Here is a 19,967-nt window from a genome sequence, read left to right as displayed (position 1 = left end):
GCCCGGAATGTCGGGGAGCCGGGCTGCTCGGGGCAGCTCGGCCGCGGATTCAGGCGGCGGCCTTGCGGCTCCGGCGGCCCTTCGACGGCTCGTCCTCCGTGCGCCCGCCCGGGCGTCCGAGGCCGATGGACTTGGCGAGCTCGGAGCGCTGGGCGGCGTAAGCGGCGGCCACCATCGGGTAGTCGTTGGGCAGGCCGTAGCGCTGGCGGTAGCTGTAGGGGTCGAGCCCGTGCGTCGAGAGGTGGCGCTTGAGCGTCTTGTAGGGCTTGCCGTCGATGAACGAGATCAGCGCGTCCGGCGTGATCGACTTGCGCACCTGGGCCGACGTCGGCTTCTCGACGGTCTCGGCCGGGGCGGCCTCGCCCTTCACCAGACCGTTCAGGGCCGCGTGGACGCTCATGATGAGCGCGGGCAGCTCGGCCACGGGCAGAGAATTGTTGGAGACGTAGGCCGACACGATATCGCCGGCGAGCTCAACGAAGTCGAGGTTCTGTACCTGAGGTTCTTCTACCACGTGTGCAATCCTATAGTTCTTGTCACCCCTCTGGCGCATAGATCACCCGGCCGTCAAGCGAATCAAGGGAGAGGCGCAAGAAATCTGCAGGAATCCGCACACTATCCGCAACAGCGTCGGGTGCGATATAGGACAGCTTATCCTTTTCCCTGTCACCCACCCGCGGCGACGACCTTCCTGATCTCGTCAGCCCCGCCGCGTCGCGCGGGCCGGCGCCGTGAGCGCTCAGGAGCGGCCGTCAGGGACGGCCGGACGGACCGGCGGGCGCCTCGACCACCGTCGCCCCTCTCGCCTCCTTGGCCTCCCGCGCCTCGCGCCGCTTGGCCTCGAGGCGCCGGCCCGTCCGCTCGAGATCGACGACCACGCGCTCGTGGGTTCCGGTGCCGATCGTCTCGGTCTCGTCGAAGGCCGCGACGCGGAACGCGAGGTGGCGCCCCTCCGACCCGACGACCTCCGCCTCGGCCCGCACCCACTGGCCGGCCGGCGTCGCCGCGAGGTGGCTGACCTCGACCTTCGTGCCGACCGCGCTCTCGCCGGGCTCGAGGTACTCCCGGATGGCGTTCAGGGCGGCGTTCTCCATGGCGAGCACCATCATCGGCGTGGCGAAGACCGGCGGCAGGATCGCGTCCTTGAACTGGCTCGCGAGGTGCTGGGGCCCGACGAGCATCGCGTAGCTGCCCTTCGCGCCGATGGGGACGTCCTTCATGCCGGCTCCTTGCCTGACTCCCGCGCCGCCCGCAGGCGGCAGACGGGTATGCTGCAGCGCGGGCAAGGGTTCCGCGGCGCCGCGAGACCGGAGCGGGCGGCGTCAGACCTTCCGGGCGATCCCGGAGCCGGAATGGACCGCGCGCCGGCGCTTGCGGGCCCGGGTCTCGCGCCAGGCCATGAGCCTGCGCCGCACGGGCTCCAGCATCCGGTCGATCACCGCGGCGATCGCCCAGACGAGGATCGTCAACAGGCAGAGCGCGCCGATGACCACGCCCCAGATCCCGGGAGCCGGGATGATCATCAGGCAGACGAGGCCGCCGAGAGACAGTGCTGGCATCCAGAACGGCATGTCGGGCAGCCTTCGCGAGGGACCGTGCGACGCTAAGCCGCCGGTGTGATCAATCGGTTAAGCGGGCTCGTCTTGATACGCTTCCCGCCTGTTCAGATCGTCCGGTCGGGGAATCAGTATCGCTCGGCCGGGCCGCCGCACGGTGACTTTCGAGCGTTCCGCGCTCGCGGGCCGGTACCCTGCGGTGGATTGGAAGCGCTCTCCGCCCCGCTCCGTGCGCTACCGGACCGATGCGGTATACCGGAGGTGTGGCCGGCGCGCTTCTTGAACTCGGATCGAGGCCGGGAAACAAAAGGATCTGCCGCGCGAAGGACGACAGCAACGGTCGCCGCCGCGGCAGAGCAGGGGGCATCATCATGCGGATGGTGATCGGTATCGCGCTGTCGCTCGCGTGCGCGTCACCTGTCGTCTTGCCGGTCGTCTCACCCGCCCTGGCGCAGACGCGGCGCGCCCTGATCTGCTCCGAGGAGGTCTCGGTGCGCCTGAGCGAGCCGGCGAAGCCCGACGCGCCGCGCACGGAAGAGATCGACCGCCGCTCCTTCTCGCTGACGTCCGGCGGCGACACCCTCAACCTGATCTCGGCCGGCAAGTCCGAGTTCTACGAGTGCCAGAAGGTCACGCCCCGGCTCAACGAGGGCCGCCCGCGCAACACCATGAAGTGCCAGAACGGAATCTACTTCCTGACGCTCGACTTCTCGCAGCTCAAGTTCGCCAAGTCGCAGATGAACCCGGAATCGATGTCCGACGTCAGCATCAGCTACGGCTCGTGCCGGTTTCCCTGAACCCGCCCGGGCCTCAGTGCATGGTGGTCAGGATCAGGGCGTAGACGACGATCGCGATGCCGAGGAGGATGAACATCAGCGCGACGCGCGAGGCGGCCTGCTGATTCCGATCTGAGGAATCGTCACTCATCATCGCGCCGTCTCCGGGAGGATCGGACGATCTCCTAGCTCTTCCAAGATGAACGACGCCCTAACGGCAGCGATTACTGATTTGTCCGAGCGCGGACATTTCCCGAGAGCGCGAGGCCGGCGCCGCGGCCAGGCAGCAGGCTGTCCATCCGCCCGCGCAGGGCCTGGGTCGAGCGGTAGCCGACCGCGGCCGCGATCTCCCGGGCCCTGCGGCCGTCCGCGGCGAGCGCCAGCGCCCGCACGATGCGGGCCCGGGCCCGCCACGCGTCGAAGCTGAGGCCGGTCTCGCGGCGGAAGCCCCGGGTCAGGGTGCGCCGGCTGAGCCCGGCGCGGGCCGCCCAGGCGTCGAGGTCGAGGGCGGAGGCGGGATCGTCGATGAGCCCGAGGCAGATCCGGCGCAGCCGCGGGTCGCCCGGCAGCGGCAGGGTCAGGGGCGTCTCCGGCGCGCGCCCGATCTCGTCGAGCACCAGAGCCGCGAGGTGGCCGCCGCGGCCCGCCTCGTCGTAGAGCACCGGCTCGCGGGTGAGGGCGGAGAGGGCCGCGGCGAGGAGCGGCGAGACCTCGATGACCTGGGCGCGGGCGGGGAAGGCCGTCACCGCCTCGGGCGCCAGGTAGGCCGAGCACATGGAGACCGCCCCGTGCATCGTGACCGCGTGGGGCAGGCGCGGCGGGATCCAGAGGGCGTGCCCCTCCGGCACCACCCAGGTCCCGTCCTCGGCGGTCGCCATCATCAGGCCCGCGGTGGCGTAGAGGAGCTGCGCGCGGACATGCGCGTGGCGGTCCGTGCGGCTGCCCGCGGCGAAGTGCTTCGGCATCACCGCGACGCGGCGCGGCACGTCCTGATAATCCTCGGCCCGGATCGAGCGCGCCGCCGCATCGGTCGTCGGGCCCATGAATTCCCCCGTCCCCTTATCCCTGGCCCGATCGCGTACACCTTCGGCCCGACACCGTTCAACGGGTCAGGTAGACAGGGTGCGAGACCGCGAGGCGTCCGATGGATTCCGAGACCCTGTCCCGCCGCACCCTGCGCTTCGTCAACGTGGCGCACGCCCTCGACCACTACGTGCTGCTGATCTACCCGACGGCCGTCATCGCCATCGCGGCGCAGACGGGCCTCGGCTACGGCGAGCTGATCGGGCTCGCCACGGGCGCCTTCGTGGCCTTCGGCCTGTGCTCGCTGCCGATGGGCTGGCTCGCCGACCGCTTCGGGCGGCGCAACATGCTGGCGGTGTTCTTCTTCAGCTACGGCCTGTCCTGCTTCGGGGTGGCGAGCGCGGGCAGCCCCACCGCCTTCGCGCTCTGGCTCTGCGTCCTCGGGCTCGCCTCGGCGATCTACCACCCGGTCGGCTCGACCATGCTGGTGACCCACGCCCGCCGCCTCGGGCGCGACCTCGGGGTCAACGGCGTCTGGGGCAATTTCGGCGCGGCCTTCGCCTCGGGCATCAGCGCCTTCCTGGCCGCCCATCTCGGCTGGCAGGCGGCCTTCCTGGTGCCGGGCGCCCTCTGCCTCGCCCTGGGCGCGGCCTTCCTCGCCCTGGTTCCGGGCGACGGGGAGGGCGGCGGGCGCGCGGGCGGGGGCGCCCCGGTGATCGCGGTCTCGCGGCCGGTCGCGCTGCTCTGCGTGTTCGGCCTCGCGATCCTGGCCGGCGGCATGACCTTCAACGTCACCTCGATCGCCATGCCGAAGGTGATCGACGAGCGCCTCGCCTCCGGCCTGCCGCTCGCGCTGATCGGCTCGCTCACCACCCTGATCTTCGTGTTCGGCGCCCTGACGCAGCTCGCCATGGGCCGCCTCATCGACCGGTTCAGCCTGCCGGCCCTGTTCGCGAGCCTCTCCGTGCTGCAGCCGATCGGCCTCGGCATCGCCGCGGCCACCTCCGGCGCGCCGCTCCTCCTCGGGCTCGTCCTGACGATCGCCGCGCTCTACGGGCAGGTCGTCCTCAACGACGCGATGATCGCCCGCTACGTGCCGGCGGCCTACCGGGCCCGGGCCTACAGCGTGCGCTACTTCGTGGGCTTCACGGCGAGCGGCTTCGTGGTGCCGATGATCGCGCTCCTGCACGAGCGCGGCGGGTTCGGGCTCGTGCTCGGCACCGCCGCCCTGTTCGGGCTCGTGATCTTCGTCTCGGCGCTGGGCTTCCTCTCCCTGACCCGCGGCGACCGCGCGGCCGCCCTCGCCCCGGCGGAGTAGGGCGGCGGCCCCGGCCGGAGCGATGGAATACCGCACTGACGTGCATCAACGACGGTATTCAAACGCACCCTGGCCGCGAGTTGCACCGCGCTCAACGTAATCGCGCGCAAATCTCCTGCCCGGCGCAAGTCGATTTCCGTGCATGGTCTCCAGGAATACGCGGCGGGCCGCCAAATGTTAGTGATTTGGCCCGCGCACGGCTGCTAACACCCCCTCGCCGGGACGTCAGATCACGGCTTTGCTCCTGGGGGGATGACGGAGCGATGACGCGCTTCTTCTTCGATGTGTGTTCCGAGAACGAGCGGATCTCGGATCTGGAAGGCTCGTTCTGCGGCAATGTCGGGCTCGCCTACCGCGAGGCCCGGCAGATGATCAGCCAGATGCTGAGCGCGCCGAACGAGACCGGCTTCGACTGGACGGCGTGGTGGGTCGAGGTGATGTACCCGGACCGGACCACCGTGTTCCGGGTGCCCTTCACGATGGCTTCGGCCGCCGGCTGAGGGGGTCGGGGCACGCCCGGCGCCGATCTTGCCGGTCGCGCGGGGCGGCGCGGGCCTGTATCAGGGTCCGGCGCGACCCGCCGCAGGAGCCCCGATGACGGCCGAGACAGACGCCGCCCGCGCCCGGGAGACGGCGCACAAGACCCGCGCCCTGCGCAAGTACGAGGCGGACTTCGCGCCGCCCGCAAGCGACGGCGGCGAGCCTCCCCTGGAGGTCCTGTCGCCGTTCGGGCCGCTCGTCGGGCGCACGCGCGTGGCGCCCGCCCTCCTCGACCGCCTGAACGCCTTCGCGGACGGCCTCGCCGCCGCCGGGCGCCGCGAGTTCCTGGTGCCGCCGGAGGTTGCCTGCGCCGGGGGCGCGGCGTCGCTCGTCGCCGTCATCGAGGACCGGCTGCGCCGCTACGTCCTGGCCGCGGAGGGCGTGCCGGCGCGACGCGTCGAGATCGACCGGATCTGGGTCGTCAGCCAGTTCGCGGGCACGCCGAGCCCGGTCCACTTCCATTCCGGGGACCTGTCGGGCGTGCTCTACCTGAAGGCGCCCCCGTCGCCGCCCGCGGACGAGCTCGGCAAGACCTACATCTCCGGCCGCCAGGCCGGCTACCTGAACTTCCTGACCGGCGGCAAGCAGCGCTTCGCCAAGACGCTCCTCAGCGTGCCGCCCGAGCCCGGCGTGCTCTACACCTTCCCCGGCTGGCTCCTGCACGGGGTCGAGCCCTTCACGGGCGCCGGCGAGCGCCGCTCCCTGTCCTTCAACGCCCGCGCCGAGACGGAGGACTAGGCCCGCCCGATGCGCGCTGGACGGGAGCGGCGCTCTGGCCTTCCCGCCGCGATTGCGGGATGCTCATCCGCCCGGACGTCGCGGGGGAGGGCCCGGACCGAGCAGGGAGGCCGCGAACGTGTTGCCGAACCGGAGGAGAGAGCCGTCGCCGAGCGAGGCCGAGGCCGCGCGTCATCCCGACGCGGTCGCCGGGCAGGCGCTCCTGGAGGAACGGCTGCAGCGCCTGACGCCCGGGGAGCGGACCGCGTTCGAGGATGCCGTGCGCCGCTGCTTCGCGAGCGCGGCGGAGGGCTCGGAGGACGGTTCCGACGACGCGGCGGACGGTGCGGGGCAGGGGCCCGGCCCGGTCGGCGCGCCCGAGCGATGACGCTGACGCGCTGCCGGCGCTGCCGCCAGCCGATCCTCCACGACGCGCGCTGCTGCCCGCACTGCGCGGTCGCGCGGCCGAGCCGCAGGCGCAGGCGCGCCCGCACGCTCCTGGCGGGCCTCCTCGCCGCCGGGGCCGGCCTCGCGGGCTACCTCTACGCGGCGCCGCCGCGGGTGGCCCGGGAGGCGCCGCCCCCGGCGAGCAGCGCCGCGAACGTCACCACGATCCCGAAGACCGTGCCGAGCGGGCCGCCCCGCCCCCACCCGCGCGAGGGACAGGCGAGCCCGCCGCGCTGAGGCGCGCGCTGAGACGGGCCGGCACTGCGTGGCTTGGTAGCGCCCGAAGCTTGGTAGCGCCCGAAGCTTGGTAGCGCCCTATCGGCGCTGCGCCTCGAGCTCGGCCGCCTTCAGGTACCAGCGCTCGGCCTCCGCCCGGCTGCCCTCCAGCCCGACGACCGGCAGGGTCCGCAGCACGGCCTGGTCGTAGCTGCGCGCCATGCCCCGGGCGCCGCGGGCGTCGCCCTCCGAGGCCACCCGCTGGAAGAACAGGCGCGCGGCGGCGACCTCGCCCGCCGTCAGGAGCTGCTCGCCCCGCGCCACGAGGGCGTCGAGCTTCGGGTTGGGCGCGGGGGCGGCGAGCGCCGCGACCAGGGCGGGCGGGGCGCTCGCCGCCGGCTCGGGCTCGGCCGCCGCCGGCGCCATCGGCGGGAAGGCCGTCACCTTGGCCGGGCCCGCCGCGGCCTCCTCGCCCTCGGCCGAGGTCGGGCCGCTCGCGGCGAGGCGCTGCTTCAGGGCGGCCCCGTCGTCGGGAGCGGCGGCCGAGGCGGCCGGCGTCGGCGCCTCCGCGGGGGCGGGCACGGGCGTGGCCCGCGCCGCCTTCGCCGGGGCCGGCGCGGCTTGAGAGAGGGGCGCTGGCGCGGCTTGAGAAAGGGGCGCTGGCGCGGCCTGGGAGAGGGGCGCGGGCGCCGCCGGGTCGGCGGCGGGCGCGATGGTCGCGGTCACGAGCGCGTCGCCGGCCGGGGCGGGGCCGCGCGCGCGCTCGACGGCGCCGGCCACGCGGCCGGGCAGGCCGCGGTCGATCGCCTGCATCCCGAGGAGGAGGGCGAGCCCGGCGAGGCCCGCGCCGGCGAGCAGCAGGGGCCAGCGGCGGCGGCCGATCGTGTGGCGGATCAGGCGCCGCGTCGCCCCGTCGGCGATGAAGTTGTCCGGCGCCGAGAGGGCGGAGCGGGTGGCCTCGGACGGCTCGGCGGCGTAGCCGCGCATGTCCACCGGCTGGCCCTTCGGGCCGAACCGGCGCAGGAAGTCGATGTCGGTCTCCTCGACGCCCGGGCTCTGGAAGGGGCCCGCCGCCTGCTCGGGAAACAGGGCGTGGACCTCGCCCTTCGGCTCGGACAGCGGCTTCTTGAACGACGCAGACATCCGCAACTCCTCCTTGACGCACCTTGCCCGGCACCGCGCGCCGGACGCATTCCGCGCGTCCCGCCTCGACGCCCCGCCCTGTCCACCCGGCCTCTGCGGGCCGGTTTTCCCAAATCCTCGCGCGCCGCCCGCACCGGCGGCGCGGCGCTAGCGGGCGCCGCCGCCCGCCATCGCCGTGCCCCCGCCCGACGCGGCGGGCTGGCGCGCCCGCCCGTCGAGGGCCTGCTGCGCGGGCTTGAAGCGGCGCCATTCCGGCAGCGTGGCGGCGAGGTTGACCTCCCGCCATTTCGGGTGCCGGCCCGGCGCCCGCAGCCGGTCGAACCCCGCGAACAGGGCCGCCGTGAAGGCGGCGAGCTGGCGGTAGCGGTCCGTCCGCTCGGGCCAGTCGAAGGCGACGAGCACGGAGGAGACCGCCACCGTGTCGATGCCCTCCTCCGGCCCGATCAGCCCCGGATAGTCGGCCTTGGCGAGGCTCGCCGGGTAGAAGATGTCCCCGAGGCCGGGCTCGTAGGGCACGGAGAGGAAGTGCAGGCCGTCGGCCTGGGGCAGGCCCGCATAGAGCGCGGCCGGCTTGCCCGTGAGGAAGAAGCTCGCCGCGACGCCCTCGGGCTCGCCGCCCCGCATCCGCGCCGCCGCCTCGGCCTGGCCGAGATTCGCCTCCGTGTAGCGGATGCCGAGATGCTGGAGCACGCGGCGGGCGACCTCCTGGGTCGAGCTGCCGGCCTCGCCGAGATTGACCATCTTGCCGTCGAGGTCGGTCAGGTGGGCGATGTCGCGCCGGGCCAGCGCGTGCAGCTCCACATTGTGGAGCTTGGCGATGTAGACCACCTGCCGGCCCACATCCTCCGCCTCGGCCCGCTTGAGGTCGGCGGTGGTGAGGATGCCCATGTCGATGCCGCGGGTGCGCAGCACGTCGGTGATGGCGCGCTCGCCGCCCGGGCCGAGCACCGCCTGCACCCGCGGCCCCTCGGTGCCGAGGCCGGTCGTCAGGTCGTAGGCGGTGTCGAGGGCGGTGCTGCCCGGCTCCCCGGCGACCAGGGTGACGGTGCGCACGGACGGGGTCGGGGCGGGCCGCGGGCGCGCCTTCGCCGCCTGCGGGCGCGCGGCGGCCGGGCGCGCGGCGGCCGGCTGCGGGCTGCGGTTGAGGGCGTCGAGGAAGGACTGCGCCGTGGCGGGCGAAGCCGTCATCACAGCAGCGGCAAGAGCAGCGGCAAGAGCAGCGACCAGAGCAGAGATCAGCAGCGGAACGGCGCTCAGGCCATGTGCACGCGATTTCGCCCGAGCGTTCGATTGTCTCCAACCGTACGCTCCGGGTCGCTCATCATGTCTCCGCGCAAGAATATCCATGGGCGCACTGACAAACTGCTATGCCGTGCGCTCATCTAATATCCGTTTACTGTTGGGTGCAATCCTGGCCGTACAGGCGCGCACATCGCGTCCCGCGACAGCACCGCCGGCCTGAAACCCGCATCCGCCCGGTCCGGCCTCTCGGCCGCGCGCCTCAGCCGCCGATCCGGAGCCCGCTCCGGAGGTCGAGCCCGGCGCCCGTCTCCTCCCGCTCGGAACCCCGCCCGATGGCGATCGTCCACAGCCGCCAGGGCGCCGCGAGGGGCAGGAACTCCTCCTCGTCGAGGATGTGGGCCGGCTCGCCCTCGGCGCCGACGCTCATGCGGAAGGGCCGTCCGTTCGGCGCCCCGATCAGCACCACCGTGAGGGTGTTGCGGCCCTCGTGCAGCCAGGGCGTCACGTCGTAGGTGAACCCGTCGAGGGACGGGTCCAGCCCCTCGAGGGCGGGCTGGGTCACCGCGTAGGTGTTGAGACTGACCATAGCGCGACCCCCTGCGCCCCACAGCGTGAGACGCAGCCGATTCCCGGCACGCAGATGCATGTTATGCCCCTTAACCCTAGGGGCAGACTGTCTGCTTCGAGAGTTTTCCACAACAGGAACGTGTAGCGAACGGGAACTCTTCGCTCACCATGTTGCGCGAAGGTTGCATCGTTCGCGGGCCGATCCCTAACATTTGTGGATACCGGTCCCGGCAGGCGGCGGGATGCGGCTAAAATTTGCCGAGACCGGCCCGGACCGCCGCGGCATCTGATTCGTCTGATTCCGCCGCCGCCGCGCGACGTGCGATAACGTACGTCCCGGGGCCGAGATCTCCCGAGCCGGACGGGACGGGCCGCCGTTGCTTGATCTTTCGCGGATCCGGGGTCGGCCACGACTGGCGGGAGCGGATAGTCCGCCGCCACGCTGGGACGGAAGGTAGCACGAACCGGAACCGGGCCGACGCGTTACTCCGCTGACGATTAGCAATCCAGGCCCGGGAGCCCCGTCCATGAAATCTCTGTCACGGAATCGATTTCTCATCGCCTCGACGGTCCTCGTCGGCACCCTCTCGCTCGCGCCCGCCGGCGCCTTCGCGCAGGGCGCGCCTGCCATGCGCGGATCGGCCGGCGCCGGCTTCAGCTCGGCCGGCGTCTCCGTGGCGGGCGGCGGCGCCGGGCTCGGCGGCGGTGGCTTCCGGGGCGGCGGCGCCGGCATCGGTGGCGGAGGCTTCCGCGGCGGCGGCGCCGGGCTCGGCGGCGGCGGTTTCCGCGGTGGCGGAGTCGGTGTCGGGGGCGGCGGCTTCCGCGGCGCGGGCATCGGCGGCGGCGGCTTCCGCGGCGACGGGTTCGGCGGCTCGCGCGGCATCGTGAGGGGCACGGCGGGCCCGGGCTTCAGCTCGGCCGGCATCACGGCCAATCCCGGCGCCGTGGGCACGAACCCGGGCCGGATCGGCGGCGGCTTCGCCGGCCCGCGCGGCAATTACGGCTACCGCCAGGGCTGGAACGGCAACCGCTACGGCTGGCGCCGGGGCTACGGCTACGGCCTCGGCGGCGTGGGCCTCGGGCTCGGCCTCGGCCTCGCGGCGGGCAGCTACGGCTACGGGTACGGCGGCTACGGCGGCTACGCCTACGACCCCTACTACTACGACGGCGCCTATGACGGCGGCTACGCGCCGGCCGCTTACGGCTACGAGGAGGTCCCGGTGGCGCAGGCGGGCGACGGCGGCGCCGATCAGGTCGCCTACTGCAAGCAGCGCTTCCGGTCCTACGACGTCCGCTCCGGCACCTATCTGGGCAACGACGGCCGCCGCCATCCCTGCCCCTGACCGGTCCGGCCCGACGCCCTGACCGGGCACGTCGATGATGGCCCCGCGCCGACCGCGCGGGGCCTTTTTCGTGCCTCGCCGCCTCCGGGCACTTCGCCGCCGCGTGACCCCGGCGGCGAAGTGCCCGGAGGCGGCGAGGTTGCGGCGCGGCGCCCCTGCGCTAGGCTCGGGCCGCCGAGGATCGAGCCGCGGAGTGGGGAGATGACGCCAGAGCAGGCCGAGGCGGTCGCAGCAGCGGACAACGCCACGATGGCGATCGTGACCGCGCTGATCGCCTTCCTGGAGAAGCAGGGCGCGATGCGCCGGGAGGATTTCGCCGCCTACCTCGAGGCCGCGGTGGCGGGCTGGCGCGCCGAAGGGACGGACGAGAAGCTCGTCCGCCTCATCGAGATCAAGGCCCGCGGCATCTGCGCGGACCTGCCGACCTCGGTGCAGAACTGAGGCCGAGCCGGGCGCGCCCCGGCGCCGGAGCGCGCCGTCGCGGCGGTGAAGGCGGGCCTATCGGTCCTTGCCGAAGGGGACGTCGGTGGCGCGCCCGGTCTCGGATTCCCAGTAGGGCTCCGTGTTGAAGTAGCTGTGCACGTGCTCCTCCCAGGCGCGGTCGAAGGGCCCCTCGTCGGGGCCGGTCGCGCTGCGGGGAGCCGCGCGGAGCTGCTCGTCGGAGATGTCGAGCTCGTAGGCCGAGAGCGCCGTGCTGTAGCGCAGGAGCCGCCAGGGCAGGGCGTGCTGGCGCTCGGAGAGGTCCGCCGCGCCGGCGAGGTTGAGGATCGCGTAGACGACGCGGCCCGACGGCTTGTCGATCATCAGCCGGGCGATCGTCCCGACATGGCTGCCGTCGCTGCGGCGGACATCCGTCCCCTCGACGCGGTCGCTCGCGATCAGGTTGGCGGCCTGCACCGCGTCGCTGCGGGCGTCGAGGCCGACGTCGTCGAGAGCCATGAGGATCCTCCGGTTGGACTGTGCGCCTGATGCGCCGCGCCGGACACCGTGTACCTGACACCGTGTACCTGGGCGCCGCGCGCTCCCCCGGGGAACGCCGCCCGTTTCGGCCGAGTTCCGGACCGGGGCAGCTTGGCCGTAGCCCGGAATCGTCCGGGGGCCATCCGAAGGGGTTATTTCCAAGCGGCGTCAGGCTGCGTACACAACAGCCTGTACCTCAAGTTGTCAGCAGCGATCCGACCCGTCGTCGGCAGCAGATCCGCCTCTCATCGGAGTTCTCCAGCCATGCGCGAGAAGGCCCCGTGGATCATGTTGATCGTCGTCCTCAAGTCCTCCCTCGGCGTGACCGCCTGGTCCGCCTGGGAGATCCTGAACCTCGTCGGCTGAGCACCGCACCCCGGATCGCGGAAGACGCCCTGGCGGAGGCTGCGCCCTCGCCGGTGCGCCACCCTCAGGCCGCGAGCGCCATCTCGGCATGGTCCGGCTCCGCGAGCGGGATGCCCAGGAAGGCGCGCACCGCGTCGAGGTCCGGGAAGGCCATGAATTCCGGCCGCAGCGGCGCCGGCAGCCCCTCGAAGGTGAGGCTGCCGTACGTGTCGGGGTGCGGGTAGAGCTGGTAGGGCTCGCCCGGCGCCATCGGCGCGAACAGGATCGCGGCCTTCGTCCCGCCGTGGCGCACGAGGCTCGTCGAGCCGTGGCCCGGCTCGATGGCGTAGGTGGTCTCGATGGCGTAGGTGGTCTTGCGTCGCATCGCGTCTGCGTCTCCGTCAGGCTGCCAGGGCCGGGCCGCGCAGGGTGTCGCGCACGTCCCTGAAGGCGAGGGTGAGGACGCGGCGTCCGCCCGAATCGTGCACGTCGACGATCCAGTCCGACCAGTCGAGGCCGCGGCCCACCCGCTCCATGGCGAGCCGCGCCGCCTGCTCGGCGAAGGTCCAGAGCTGCGCCTCGGACGGCACGCGCACCCCGTGCGCGTCGATGATGGCGACGTGTCCGTCCGTGCAGTGAAAGCGGTAGGCCCGAGCGGTCATCCACACCTCTCCACAGGCTTCCGGGCGATCTGCGGCCCGCCCTGTTGACGCTGGCCGTGGCCCATGTGTTCCTGATTTGTTCTTTTAACGGAAGTGCGATTCGGCCACAACCCGGGGGCGGTTTTGTCGCGCCCGGACTCGCCTGCCGGGTGCGCGACGGGGAGGACCGCCGGCGGGACGGGCGAGCGCCGGGCCGCGCCTGCGGTGCGTCGGGCAGGAGCGAGCGGGCGCGCCGAAGGCGTGCCCGACCCGTCCTCCGCCCTCGCCGCCCGCACGATGCGCCGGGAGGACGAGGCCGCCGTCCGGATCGGACGGCGGGAAGATCATCCGATGATCTGAAAGTTGTCTTCCGACAATTGCGCGATCGTCACGCCCTTTATGATTAGTACATCGTGGCTACCGCGCCAGTCGTGCCAACCGCCGTTGTGGTGCGCGTCGTCGTCATCGCGCCCGCCGCGCCCGTCATCGTCGTCGTCGTTGTCGCGGCCGCGCCGGAAATGATGGTTGTCGTCATGGTCGTCCGGGATGCGGAGGTACACGTTGCCCCCGAACTCCTTGAGGGCCGCATACGCAGCCTCGGGGGTCGCGAAGTCCTTCTTCGAGAGCAGCACCGTGTCCCGGTCGGCGCTCGGCGGGGGCGTGTTCCCGGTCTCGCCGCCTTCCATCCCGTTCCCGTTCTCCGGCTCGTCGTCGCCGCCCGCCGCGGCCTCCTCGTCGACGCTGACCGGCTGAACCGGGGCGTTGCCCGGCTGGAAGTCGGTGATGATGTCCTTCCCGTAGCCGTGCTTGAACACGAAGGTGTCGCTGCCGGTGCCGCCCGTCTGCACGTCGTTGCCGCGGCCGCTGTCGATGTAGTCGTCGCCGCGCCCGCCGAAACCCTTGTCGTTTCCGTCCTGCAGATAGAGGCGGTCGTCGCCGTTGTTGCCGCGGACGTTGTCGTCTCCCGGGCCGGCCTTGATGTAATCGTCGCCGGCGAACCCGCGCAGGACGTCGTTGTGGTCCTTGTGCTGGTTCGCGATGATGCGGTCGTCGCCTTCGGACAGCATGCGCAGGACTTCGAACGGGCTCCTCTGGTCAAGAAGATCGGAGATGTCGTTGTCGAGGCCGCGCGCCGTGAACTGAACGCGGTCGTTCTCCGTGACGCGGTACGCGTTCAGCGTGCCGTCGATCAGATGGTCGTTCTTGTCATACTCGAAACCCGAACCCCGCAGCGTGATCACCGTGTCTCCGAACTCGACCTTGTAGAGTCCGGGCTTGCTTTTCAGGACTTCGCCCTCCCTGAGAGCTTCGAGGACGGCCGCGAAGGCTTCGGGAGACGCTTCCGCCTTGTCGATGAAGAGAGCCATGGTGTCTTTCCTCCGTTGAAGCGGTTGAAAGTTTATGTCGACACGCAAGTTGGCTGAGTGGGACGGGCGCAGGATTGCTGTCTGCGGCGAAGCATTGTCTGCCGCCCTGCACAAGAAGTGCACAAGTGGCGCCTCGTCCCGGCGGCAAGGTGCTACTTTCGCGACGAACCTGTCAATAATACTGATTTAAGCGTAGCAATCGCACATTCATCGATTGCAACAGATCGTGATAGGATAATGATCTTCCATCACGACTGGCTTAAGCATGGCAGTCTGACATGCGGTGGCCCGGCCTCGTCAGGAGATCGACACGCGTTCGATCGGGGGAGGGCGCGCACAAGACTGCGCGAAGTCCGGCGTGATCTCGCCGGAGCTGAGGGCGCCTGCGGCGCGCGAGGCCGTCGGGGCGGCGGCCCACGCAGGGGTGGTGTGCTTGGGTGGTGTGCTTGGGTGGTGTGCTTGGGTGGTGCGCTGGGGCGGCGCGAAGCGGCTGCGACCGTCGCCTGCCGGACCTCCGCGCCCGATCGGGGCAGCCTCCGGCGCGTGCGCCGAACGCTTTGCGCGCGTCGCGCGTTTCTCACCCCTGATCCGGCATCGCCGGACGCTTCGGGAGGATGACATGCGTCATTATATGGTCGCCGCTGCCCTCGTCGGGGCGCTGCTGGTCCCGGGCGCGCCGGGCCACGCGCAGGGGATCCGCATCGGCCCCGGCGGCGTGGATGTCGACGACGGGCGCGGCTACCGGGACGAGCGCCGCTACCGCCGCATGTGCCGCGATCTTCGCGACCGCTGCGAGAACAAGGACATCTACGGCGAGGAGGGGCGGGGCAATTGCAGCCGCTACCGGCGCATGTGCCGCTGAGCGCGGGCGAGGCCGCCGGGCCCGGCATGAGCGCGGGCGCATCGCCCGGCTCGGCAAGGCCGGCAACCCGGACATTCAGGCCGATGTCGACATCGTCGCGGGGCCGGACACCGAGGTGATGCCCGCACACGGCGATCCGCGAGGAGGCCTCGATCAACCTCGCGGCTCGACGTCGTGCCGATCGAATCCGGGGGCGACGACCTCGCCGCGACGTTCTCGCCCGAGCTCGCCGACCTCACCCTCTCCGTGATCGACGTGGCGGGCGGCGAGAAGATCCCCCGCCGGGGCGGCCCCGGCATCACCCGATCGGACCTCCTCGTCGTCAACGAGACGGACCTCGCGCCCCGCGTCGGCGCGGACCTCTCGGCGATGGAGGCCGACACGCGGCGGATGCGCGGGGCCCGCCCCTCCGTGTTCGCCTCGCTGTGCGAGGGGCACGGGGCCGACGCGGTCGCCCGGTTCGTGGTGGAGGCGGGCGGCCTCGGCTGAGCGGGAGGGAGCGGATCGATGACGGATGAGGCGGGAAGCCCGAGGAACTGGTTCGACCGGGGCGGGGCGTCCTACGCCCGCTTCCGGCCGGAATACCCGCCGGCGCTCGCCCCGAGCCTGGCCCGCTTCGCGCCCTCGGACGCGCTGGCCGTGGATGTCGGCTGCGGCAGCGGCCAGCTGACCGCGCAGCTCGCCTGCGTGTTCCGGGCGGTCGTCGGCCTCGATCCGAGCGCGGACCAGATCGCCAACGCGCCGGCCCGCGCCGGAATCCGCTACGCCTGCGCCCCGGCCGAGGCGCTGCCGGTGCCCGATCGCGGCGCCGACCTGATCACGGCCGCGCAGGCGGCGCACTGGTTCGATCTCGACGCCTTCTACGCGGAGGTCCGCCGCGTCCTCGTGCCGGGCGGTGCGCTGGCGCTCGTCACCTACGGCGTCATCGAGGCCGACGGGGAGGCCGGCCGCGTCCTCCGGCACTTCTACCGCGACGTGATCGGGCCGTACTGGCCGCCCGAGCGGCGCCACGTCGAGACGGGCTACCGCTCGCTGCCCTTCCCGTTCGCGGAAGTCTCCCCGCCCGCGCTCGCGATGACGCGGGACTGGTCGCTGCCGGAACTCCTCGGCTACGTCGGCACCTGGTCGGCGGTGCGCAACGCCGAGAGCTCGCTCGGCCGCGAGCCCCTGGACCGCTTCGGCAGGGAGCTCCGCGCGGCCTGGGGCGAGCCCGAGCGGCGCTGCGAGATCCGCTGGCCCCTGAGCCTGCGCATCGGCCATGTCTGAAGTCATGCCTGAGGCCATGTCCGAGGCCGTCATACCCGCGGCCCGCAAGCGCGGGCCCGGGGCCTGAGGGCGCGCCCGTCAGTTCGTGCGGGGCTCGGCCCGGGTGAAGGCGAGCGTGGCGCCGTAGGCGTCGGCATCGGCGAGCGCCGGCGTGCGCGAGGGCGTCACCCGGTGCGCCACGGCGAGCACCTGCTGGCCGCCCTGCGCCAGCGGCACGCGCGCCTCGCCCGCCGCGTCGGTGGCGACGCGGACCTCCGGCGCCTCGCCGCTCGCGGCGGCGATCCCGGCGCCCGCCAGCGGCCGGCCCTCGAACAGCACCCGCACGCGGATGGCGCCCGCGGCCGCGCCCGGCGCCTCCAGCGGCACGATCTCGAGGGTCTGGCCGAGCACGCGCTCCCAGGGCGCGTCGGGCCCGAGCACCGCCTTGGCGAACTTCATCGACCAGAGGCTGCGCCGCGCGTCCGGCACGGCGCGCCGGTCGGCGTTGCGCTCGCCGCCCTCGCGCAGCCGAACCCAGAAGCCGTTGTCGTAGGCGGCGAAGACCAGCGCCCCGCGGGCCCCCTCCGGCAGGGCGGCGGACAGGACCGGGCCGTCGGCGCGCGCGCTGAGCGCCGTCGCGCCGCCGCCCGTCAGCGCGGAGAGCCCGACGAGCTTGTCGGCGCTCGGGAGCGCGGGCTCGTGGGCGTGGCCGAGATGGACCGCGACGCCGCCGGGCGTCGGCGTCAACCAGAGGTCGTGGGCCTCGGCGCTGCCCGCGGCGAGGGCGAGGGCGAGAGGCCAGGCGAGGCGGGCGAGCAGGCGTTTCGGTCGCATCGGGTCGCGTTCAACTCCGAGGGGCTTCGTTCGGGTGCGGATCATCGGGATCCCGGATCGCGCTAGCAAGCCCGGCGCCAGGGACCGCGCTCAGGCCGCCGCGCTCAGGCCGCCGCGTCCTCCGCCCAGGGCGCGGCCGAGAGGGCGCGGGCGAGGTAGGCGATCAGCGCCGTGACGCGGGCGGGCCGCGGGTCGCCCGGCGGCGTCACGAGGTGGAGCGCGATCGGCGGCGGCGACCAGCCGGGCAGGACCCGCTCCAGCCGGGCCGCGCGCAGATCCTCCCAGATCATGAAGTCGGGCTGCACGGCGAGGCCGAGCCCGGCCCGCAGCGCGGGCCCGAGGGCGTCGGCGTTGTTCGCCCGGAGCGGCCCGGCCGGGACGATCGTCGCCTCCGCGCCGTCCGGCCCCAGGAAGTGCCAGCGGTCGGGCGTCGGCAGGTAGGCGTAGCCGAGGCAGGCATGGGCGGCGAGGTCGTCCGGATGCCCGGGGCGCCCGCGCCGGTCGAGATAGGCCGGGGCGCCGACCAGCGAGCGCCGGATCCCGCACAGGCGCCGCGCCCTCAGCGAGGAATCGGCGAGCGCGGCGATGCGCAGGCCGAGGTCGAACCCGCCGCCGACGAGGTCGACGAGGGCGTCGCTCAGGTGCAGGTCGACCGCGATCCGCGGATGGGCCGCGAGGAAGTCGGGCAGCAGGGGGGCGACGTGGGCCACCCCGAAGGACATCGGCGCGGCGAGCCGCACCAGCCCCTGCGGCTCGGAGGCCGCCTCGCGCGCCGCCGCCTCGGCCGTCTCGCCCTCCGCCAGGATCCGCGCCGCTCCGTCGCGCGCCGAGCGGCCGGCCTCCGTGAGGCTGAGGCGGCGCGAGGTGCGGTGGAACAGGCGCGCGCCGATCCGCGCCTCGAGCCGCGCCACCGCCTTCGAGACGGTGCCGGCCGAGACGCCGAGATCGGAGGCGGCGCGCCCGAAGGAGCCGCTCTCGACCACCTTCGCGAACACGGCCCAGGCCTCGAAGTCGGGGAGCTTCATCTCGGTATCCGGAAACGATGGTTTTCTGTTCTTTCCATTTTCGCGGGTGAGGGCAAGGGGCACATTCGCCCCATCGACGAACGCAGCCCGGCCCCGCGGCCGGCCGCCTCACAGGAGACGCACCATGTCCCAGACCGGCCTCCACCACGTCACGGCCTTCTCCGGCCCCGCCGCCCGCAACCTCGACTTCTACACCCGCGCGCTCGGCCTGCGGCTCGTGAAGAAGACCGTCAACTTCGACGATCCGGGCACCTACCACCTCTACTACGGCGACGAGACCGGCCGCCCCGGCACGATCCTGACCTTCTTCCCCGTCGCGCACGCGGCGCCCGGCCGGGCCGGGATCGGCGAGACGCAGGAGACCGCCTTCGCGGTGCCGCGCGCCTCGATTGGCTGGTGGACCCACCGCCTCGTCGCTGAGGGCGTGCGCCACGAGGCGCTGGTGCAGGTGTTCGGCGAGCCGACCCTACGCTTCCGCGACCCGGACGGGATGATGCTGGCCCTCGTCGGCGTCGCGGATGCGGGCGCGGCGCCGGCTCGCAGCGGCGGCGACGTGCCGCCCGAGCACGCCATCCGCGGCCTGCACGGTGTGACGCTGCTGCTCGCCGAGGCGGGCCCCACCGCGGCAATCCTCACGGACGTGCTCGGCCTCGCCGAGGGGGCCCGCGAGGGCTCCGCCACCCGCTTCAGCGGCAGCGCCGGGCTCGGCGCCCACGTGACTTTGCGCGCGGTGGGCGGCTTCCTGCCCGGGCGGCCGGGGGCGGGCAGCGTCCACCACATCGCCTTCCGGGCCGCGGACGACGCGGAGCAGGCGGCGATGGCGGCGGGCCTGCGCGAGCGTCACGGCCTCGTCGCCACCGAGCAGCGCGACCGCAACTACTTCCGCTCGGTCTACTTCCGCGAGCCCGGCGGGGTCCTGTTCGAGATCGCCACCGACGCGCCCGGCTTCGCGGTCGACGAGCCGGTCGAGGCGCTGGGGCAGGCCCTCAAGCTGCCGGGCTTCCTGGAGCCGCACCGGGCCGAGATCGAGGGCGTCCTGCCGAAGGTCGCCTGAGCGCCGGGAGCCGAAGGAGGCTAGCCATGAAGGAGGCTGCCATGATGGAGGATGTCGTGACGACGAACGCCGCAGCCGAGCGCCTCGGCTTCGTCCACCGCTTCGAGGCGGGCAGCGACCCCGCCCGGCCGCCGCTCCTGCTCCTGCACGGCACGGGCGGCGACGAGGCCGACCTGCTGCCGCTGGGGCGGGCGGCGGCGCCCGGCGCGGCCCTGCTCTCGCCACGCGGAAAGGTGCTTGAGAACGGGATGCCCCGCTTCTTCCGGCGCCTCGCCGAGGGTGTGTTCGACGAGGCCGACGTCGTCCGTCGGGCGGGCGAACTCGCGGGCTTCGTCGCCGGGGCGCGGGCGGCCTACGGGCTGTCCGCCCCGGTGGCGCTCGGCTTCTCGAACGGGGCGAACATCGCCGCGGCAGCGCTGATGCTGCACCCGGAGGCGCTCGCGGGCGCCGTGCTGATCCGCCCGATGGTGCCGCTCGCGCACCCGCCCGCGGCGAATCTCGGGGGGCGCCCGGTGCTGATTCTGTCGGGCGCCTTCGACCCGATCGTGCCGGCCGAGAACGCGCAGGCCCTCGCGGCGATGCTGGAGCGGGCGGGCGCCCGGGTCGAGCACCGCACCCTGCCCACCGGCCACGGCCTCGGCCAGGCCGACCTCACCCTGGCGCGGGCATGGCTGGAGGCCCGGCGGGCCTGAGGCGGGGCCCGCAACGTCGTCCCGGGACCCGCGAGGCGGGATCCGGGACGATGG

25 protein-coding genes and 2 pseudogenes are annotated in these 19,967 nt (G+C 73.1%); 14 read left to right on the top strand and 13 right to left on the bottom strand.

Annotated elements, in window-relative coordinates:
• Positions 1-49 precede the first annotated feature (49 nt).
• The 3 genes from MOX02_RS11450 to MOX02_RS11440 form a co-directional block, all read right to left on the bottom strand.
• Complete coding sequence (locus tag MOX02_RS11450) at positions 50-514, bottom strand: Ros/MucR family transcriptional regulator (protein WP_238179377.1); 465 nt, start codon at positions 512-514, stop codon at positions 50-52.
• A gap of 238 nt (positions 515-752) precedes the next feature.
• On the bottom strand, positions 753-1,220 hold the full coding sequence (locus MOX02_RS11445) for a thioesterase family protein (RefSeq protein ID WP_147025920.1): 468 nt from the start codon (positions 1,218-1,220) through the stop codon (positions 753-755).
• Positions 1,221-1,322: 102 nt separating this feature from the next.
• Positions 1,323-1,559 carry a hypothetical protein gene (locus MOX02_RS11440; protein WP_238179378.1) on the bottom strand — a complete coding sequence of 79 codons (237 nt, stop codon included), beginning with the start codon at positions 1,557-1,559 and terminating at the stop codon, positions 1,323-1,325.
• A gap of 260 nt (positions 1,560-1,819) precedes the next feature.
• On the opposite strand from MOX02_RS11440, the gene MOX02_RS11435 reads away from it, so the two are divergent.
• Positions 1,820-2,353 (top strand): hypothetical protein, encoded by a 534-nt coding sequence (locus MOX02_RS11435; RefSeq protein ID WP_147025918.1) that lies wholly within the window; start codon positions 1,820-1,822, stop codon positions 2,351-2,353.
• A 203-nt stretch (positions 2,354-2,556) separates the two neighbouring features.
• On the opposite strand, the gene MOX02_RS11430 is transcribed toward MOX02_RS11435, so the two are convergent.
• Entirely contained in the window at positions 2,557-3,375 is an 819-nt protein-coding gene (locus tag MOX02_RS11430) for a helix-turn-helix domain-containing protein (RefSeq protein ID WP_147025917.1), read from the bottom strand.
• Between the two features lie 101 nt (positions 3,376-3,476).
• Here MOX02_RS11430 and MOX02_RS11425 point away from each other — a divergent pair, with 101 nt between their 5' ends.
• From MOX02_RS11425 to MOX02_RS11405, 5 genes are all read left to right on the top strand, one after another.
• Complete coding sequence (locus MOX02_RS11425) at positions 3,477-4,673, top strand: MFS transporter (RefSeq protein WP_147025916.1); 1,197 nt, start codon at positions 3,477-3,479, stop codon at positions 4,671-4,673.
• Positions 4,674-4,936: 263 nt separating this feature from the next.
• Positions 4,937-5,173, top strand: coding sequence for a DUF6894 family protein (locus MOX02_RS11420; protein ID WP_147025915.1), 237 nt, complete (start codon positions 4,937-4,939; stop codon positions 5,171-5,173).
• 94 nt (positions 5,174-5,267) lie between these two features.
• On the top strand, positions 5,268-5,951 hold the full coding sequence (locus tag MOX02_RS11415; RefSeq protein WP_147025914.1) for a putative 2OG-Fe(II) oxygenase: 684 nt from the start codon (positions 5,268-5,270) through the stop codon (positions 5,949-5,951).
• 118 nt (positions 5,952-6,069) lie between these two features.
• On the top strand, positions 6,070-6,318 hold the full coding sequence (locus tag MOX02_RS11410; RefSeq protein ID WP_147025913.1) for a hypothetical protein: 249 nt from the start codon (positions 6,070-6,072) through the stop codon (positions 6,316-6,318).
• Positions 6,315-6,614, top strand: coding sequence for a hypothetical protein (locus tag MOX02_RS11405; RefSeq protein WP_147025912.1), 300 nt, complete (start codon positions 6,315-6,317; stop codon positions 6,612-6,614). The genes MOX02_RS11410 and MOX02_RS11405 overlap by 4 nt, the downstream gene beginning before the upstream one ends.
• Positions 6,615-6,692: 78 nt before the next feature.
• Here the strand turns inward: MOX02_RS11405 and MOX02_RS11400 are convergent, their stop codons facing one another.
• The 3 genes from MOX02_RS11400 to MOX02_RS11390 all read right to left on the bottom strand — a co-directional run bounded on the left by MOX02_RS11400 (position 6,693) and on the right by MOX02_RS11390 (position 9,564).
• Entirely contained in the window at positions 6,693-7,736 is a 1,044-nt protein-coding gene (locus MOX02_RS11400; RefSeq protein WP_147025911.1) for a hypothetical protein, read from the bottom strand.
• Between the two features lie 147 nt (positions 7,737-7,883).
• Positions 7,884-8,924, bottom strand: coding sequence for a TAXI family TRAP transporter solute-binding subunit (locus MOX02_RS11395; RefSeq protein ID WP_170267822.1), 1,041 nt, complete (start codon positions 8,922-8,924; stop codon positions 7,884-7,886).
• A gap of 313 nt (positions 8,925-9,237) precedes the next feature.
• Positions 9,238-9,564 (bottom strand): hypothetical protein, encoded by a 327-nt coding sequence (locus MOX02_RS11390; protein ID WP_147025909.1) that lies wholly within the window; start codon positions 9,562-9,564, stop codon positions 9,238-9,240.
• A gap of 508 nt (positions 9,565-10,072) precedes the next feature.
• Between MOX02_RS11390 and MOX02_RS11385 the strand changes: the two genes are divergently transcribed.
• Entirely contained in the window at positions 10,073-10,888 is an 816-nt protein-coding gene (locus MOX02_RS11385) for a BA14K family protein (protein ID WP_147025908.1), read from the top strand.
• A gap of 201 nt (positions 10,889-11,089) precedes the next feature.
• Positions 11,090-11,329: a hypothetical protein gene (locus MOX02_RS11380; protein ID WP_147025907.1), complete on the top strand. Its 240-nt coding sequence runs from the start codon at positions 11,090-11,092 to the stop codon at positions 11,327-11,329.
• A 57-nt stretch (positions 11,330-11,386) separates the two neighbouring features.
• On the opposite strand, the gene MOX02_RS11375 is transcribed toward MOX02_RS11380, so the two are convergent.
• The 4 genes from MOX02_RS11375 to MOX02_RS11360 form a co-directional block, all read right to left on the bottom strand.
• A complete protein-coding gene (locus tag MOX02_RS11375) occupies positions 11,387-11,827 on the bottom strand; it encodes a PRC-barrel domain-containing protein (RefSeq protein WP_147025906.1) in 441 nt (146 codons plus the stop codon).
• A gap of 451 nt (positions 11,828-12,278) precedes the next feature.
• Positions 12,279-12,578 (bottom strand): hypothetical protein, encoded by a 300-nt coding sequence (locus MOX02_RS11370; RefSeq protein ID WP_147025905.1) that lies wholly within the window; start codon positions 12,576-12,578, stop codon positions 12,279-12,281.
• Between the two features lie 16 nt (positions 12,579-12,594).
• A complete protein-coding gene (locus MOX02_RS11365) occupies positions 12,595-12,855 on the bottom strand; it encodes a DUF6894 family protein (protein ID WP_147025904.1) in 261 nt (86 codons plus the stop codon).
• Positions 12,856-13,178: 323 nt separating this feature from the next.
• Entirely contained in the window at positions 13,179-14,324 is a 1,146-nt protein-coding gene (locus tag MOX02_RS11360; RefSeq protein ID WP_147025903.1) for a calcium-binding protein, read from the bottom strand.
• A 496-nt stretch (positions 14,325-14,820) separates the two neighbouring features.
• Here MOX02_RS11360 and MOX02_RS11355 point away from each other — a divergent pair, with 496 nt between their 5' ends.
• The 4 genes and pseudogenes from MOX02_RS11355 to MOX02_RS11340 all read left to right on the top strand — a co-directional run bounded on the left by MOX02_RS11355 (position 14,821) and on the right by MOX02_RS11340 (position 16,329).
• Positions 14,821-15,063: a hypothetical protein gene (locus MOX02_RS11355; RefSeq protein WP_147025902.1), complete on the top strand. Its 243-nt coding sequence runs from the start codon at positions 14,821-14,823 to the stop codon at positions 15,061-15,063.
• Positions 15,064-15,094: 31 nt separating this feature from the next.
• Positions 15,095-15,217, top strand: a pseudogene (locus tag MOX02_RS32140) (hypothetical protein); the annotation flags it as partial.
• Positions 15,183-15,552, top strand: a pseudogene (locus MOX02_RS11345) (GTP-binding protein); the annotation flags it as partial. The pseudogenes MOX02_RS32140 and MOX02_RS11345, both read left to right, overlap by 35 nt.
• A gap of 18 nt (positions 15,553-15,570) precedes the next feature.
• A complete protein-coding gene (locus tag MOX02_RS11340) occupies positions 15,571-16,329 on the top strand; it encodes a class I SAM-dependent methyltransferase (RefSeq protein ID WP_147025901.1) in 759 nt (252 codons plus the stop codon).
• A gap of 78 nt (positions 16,330-16,407) precedes the next feature.
• Here MOX02_RS11340 and MOX02_RS11335 read toward each other — a convergent pair whose 3' ends face one another.
• Complete coding sequence (locus tag MOX02_RS11335; RefSeq protein ID WP_147025900.1) at positions 16,408-17,142, bottom strand: DUF4198 domain-containing protein; 735 nt, start codon at positions 17,140-17,142, stop codon at positions 16,408-16,410.
• Positions 17,143-17,246: 104 nt separating this feature from the next.
• Entirely contained in the window at positions 17,247-18,167 is a 921-nt protein-coding gene (locus MOX02_RS11330; RefSeq protein WP_147025899.1) for a LysR family transcriptional regulator, read from the bottom strand.
• 124 nt (positions 18,168-18,291) lie between these two features.
• Between MOX02_RS11330 and MOX02_RS11325 the strand changes: the two genes are divergently transcribed.
• Together MOX02_RS11325 and MOX02_RS11320 are read left to right on the top strand one after the other, a co-directional pair.
• Complete coding sequence (locus tag MOX02_RS11325; RefSeq protein WP_147025898.1) at positions 18,292-19,221, top strand: ring-cleaving dioxygenase; 930 nt, start codon at positions 18,292-18,294, stop codon at positions 19,219-19,221.
• A gap of 41 nt (positions 19,222-19,262) precedes the next feature.
• A complete protein-coding gene (locus tag MOX02_RS11320; protein WP_147026002.1) occupies positions 19,263-19,913 on the top strand; it encodes an alpha/beta hydrolase in 651 nt (216 codons plus the stop codon).
• Positions 19,914-19,967 lie beyond the last annotated feature (54 nt).

This window comes from Methylobacterium oxalidis, from assembly GCF_007992195.1.
GTDB lineage: Bacteria > Pseudomonadota > Alphaproteobacteria > Rhizobiales > Beijerinckiaceae > Methylobacterium > Methylobacterium oxalidis.
The sequence above is the reverse complement of the archived record's forward strand: the minus strand, read 5'-3'. Positions and strand labels throughout refer to the sequence as shown.

Coding starts and splice junctions, on each gene's coding strand:
- MOX02_RS11340 (WP_147025901.1), top strand. CDS start 15,571: ATGACGGATGAGGCGGGAAGCCCGAGGAACTGGTTCGACCGGGGCGGG.
- MOX02_RS11375 (WP_147025906.1), bottom strand. CDS start 11,827: ATGGCTCTCGACGACGTCGGCCTCGACGCCCGCAGCGACGCGGTGCAG.
- MOX02_RS11440 (WP_238179378.1), bottom strand. CDS start 1,559: ATGCCAGCACTGTCTCTCGGCGGCCTCGTCTGCCTGATGATCATCCCG.
- MOX02_RS11415 (WP_147025914.1), top strand. CDS start 5,268: ATGACGGCCGAGACAGACGCCGCCCGCGCCCGGGAGACGGCGCACAAG.
- MOX02_RS11370 (WP_147025905.1), bottom strand. CDS start 12,578: ATGCGACGCAAGACCACCTACGCCATCGAGACCACCTACGCCATCGAG.
- MOX02_RS11420 (WP_147025915.1), top strand. CDS start 4,937: ATGACGCGCTTCTTCTTCGATGTGTGTTCCGAGAACGAGCGGATCTCG.
- MOX02_RS11425 (WP_147025916.1), top strand. CDS start 3,477: ATGGATTCCGAGACCCTGTCCCGCCGCACCCTGCGCTTCGTCAACGTG.
- MOX02_RS11320 (WP_147026002.1), top strand. CDS start 19,263: ATGATGGAGGATGTCGTGACGACGAACGCCGCAGCCGAGCGCCTCGGC.
- MOX02_RS11400 (WP_147025911.1), bottom strand. CDS start 7,736: ATGTCTGCGTCGTTCAAGAAGCCGCTGTCCGAGCCGAAGGGCGAGGTC.
- MOX02_RS11395 (WP_170267822.1), bottom strand. CDS start 8,924: ATGACGGCTTCGCCCGCCACGGCGCAGTCCTTCCTCGACGCCCTCAAC.
- MOX02_RS11390 (WP_147025909.1), bottom strand. CDS start 9,564: ATGGTCAGTCTCAACACCTACGCGGTGACCCAGCCCGCCCTCGAGGGG.
- MOX02_RS11405 (WP_147025912.1), top strand. CDS start 6,315: ATGACGCTGACGCGCTGCCGGCGCTGCCGCCAGCCGATCCTCCACGAC.
- MOX02_RS11365 (WP_147025904.1), bottom strand. CDS start 12,855: ATGACCGCTCGGGCCTACCGCTTTCACTGCACGGACGGACACGTCGCC.
- MOX02_RS11380 (WP_147025907.1), top strand. CDS start 11,090: ATGACGCCAGAGCAGGCCGAGGCGGTCGCAGCAGCGGACAACGCCACG.
- MOX02_RS11430 (WP_147025917.1), bottom strand. CDS start 3,375: ATGGGCCCGACGACCGATGCGGCGGCGCGCTCGATCCGGGCCGAGGAT.
- MOX02_RS11355 (WP_147025902.1), top strand. CDS start 14,821: ATGCGTCATTATATGGTCGCCGCTGCCCTCGTCGGGGCGCTGCTGGTC.
- MOX02_RS11325 (WP_147025898.1), top strand. CDS start 18,292: ATGTCCCAGACCGGCCTCCACCACGTCACGGCCTTCTCCGGCCCCGCC.
- MOX02_RS11330 (WP_147025899.1), bottom strand. CDS start 18,167: ATGAAGCTCCCCGACTTCGAGGCCTGGGCCGTGTTCGCGAAGGTGGTC.
- MOX02_RS11385 (WP_147025908.1), top strand. CDS start 10,073: ATGAAATCTCTGTCACGGAATCGATTTCTCATCGCCTCGACGGTCCTC.
- MOX02_RS11335 (WP_147025900.1), bottom strand. CDS start 17,142: ATGCGACCGAAACGCCTGCTCGCCCGCCTCGCCTGGCCTCTCGCCCTC.
- MOX02_RS11445 (WP_147025920.1), bottom strand. CDS start 1,220: ATGAAGGACGTCCCCATCGGCGCGAAGGGCAGCTACGCGATGCTCGTC.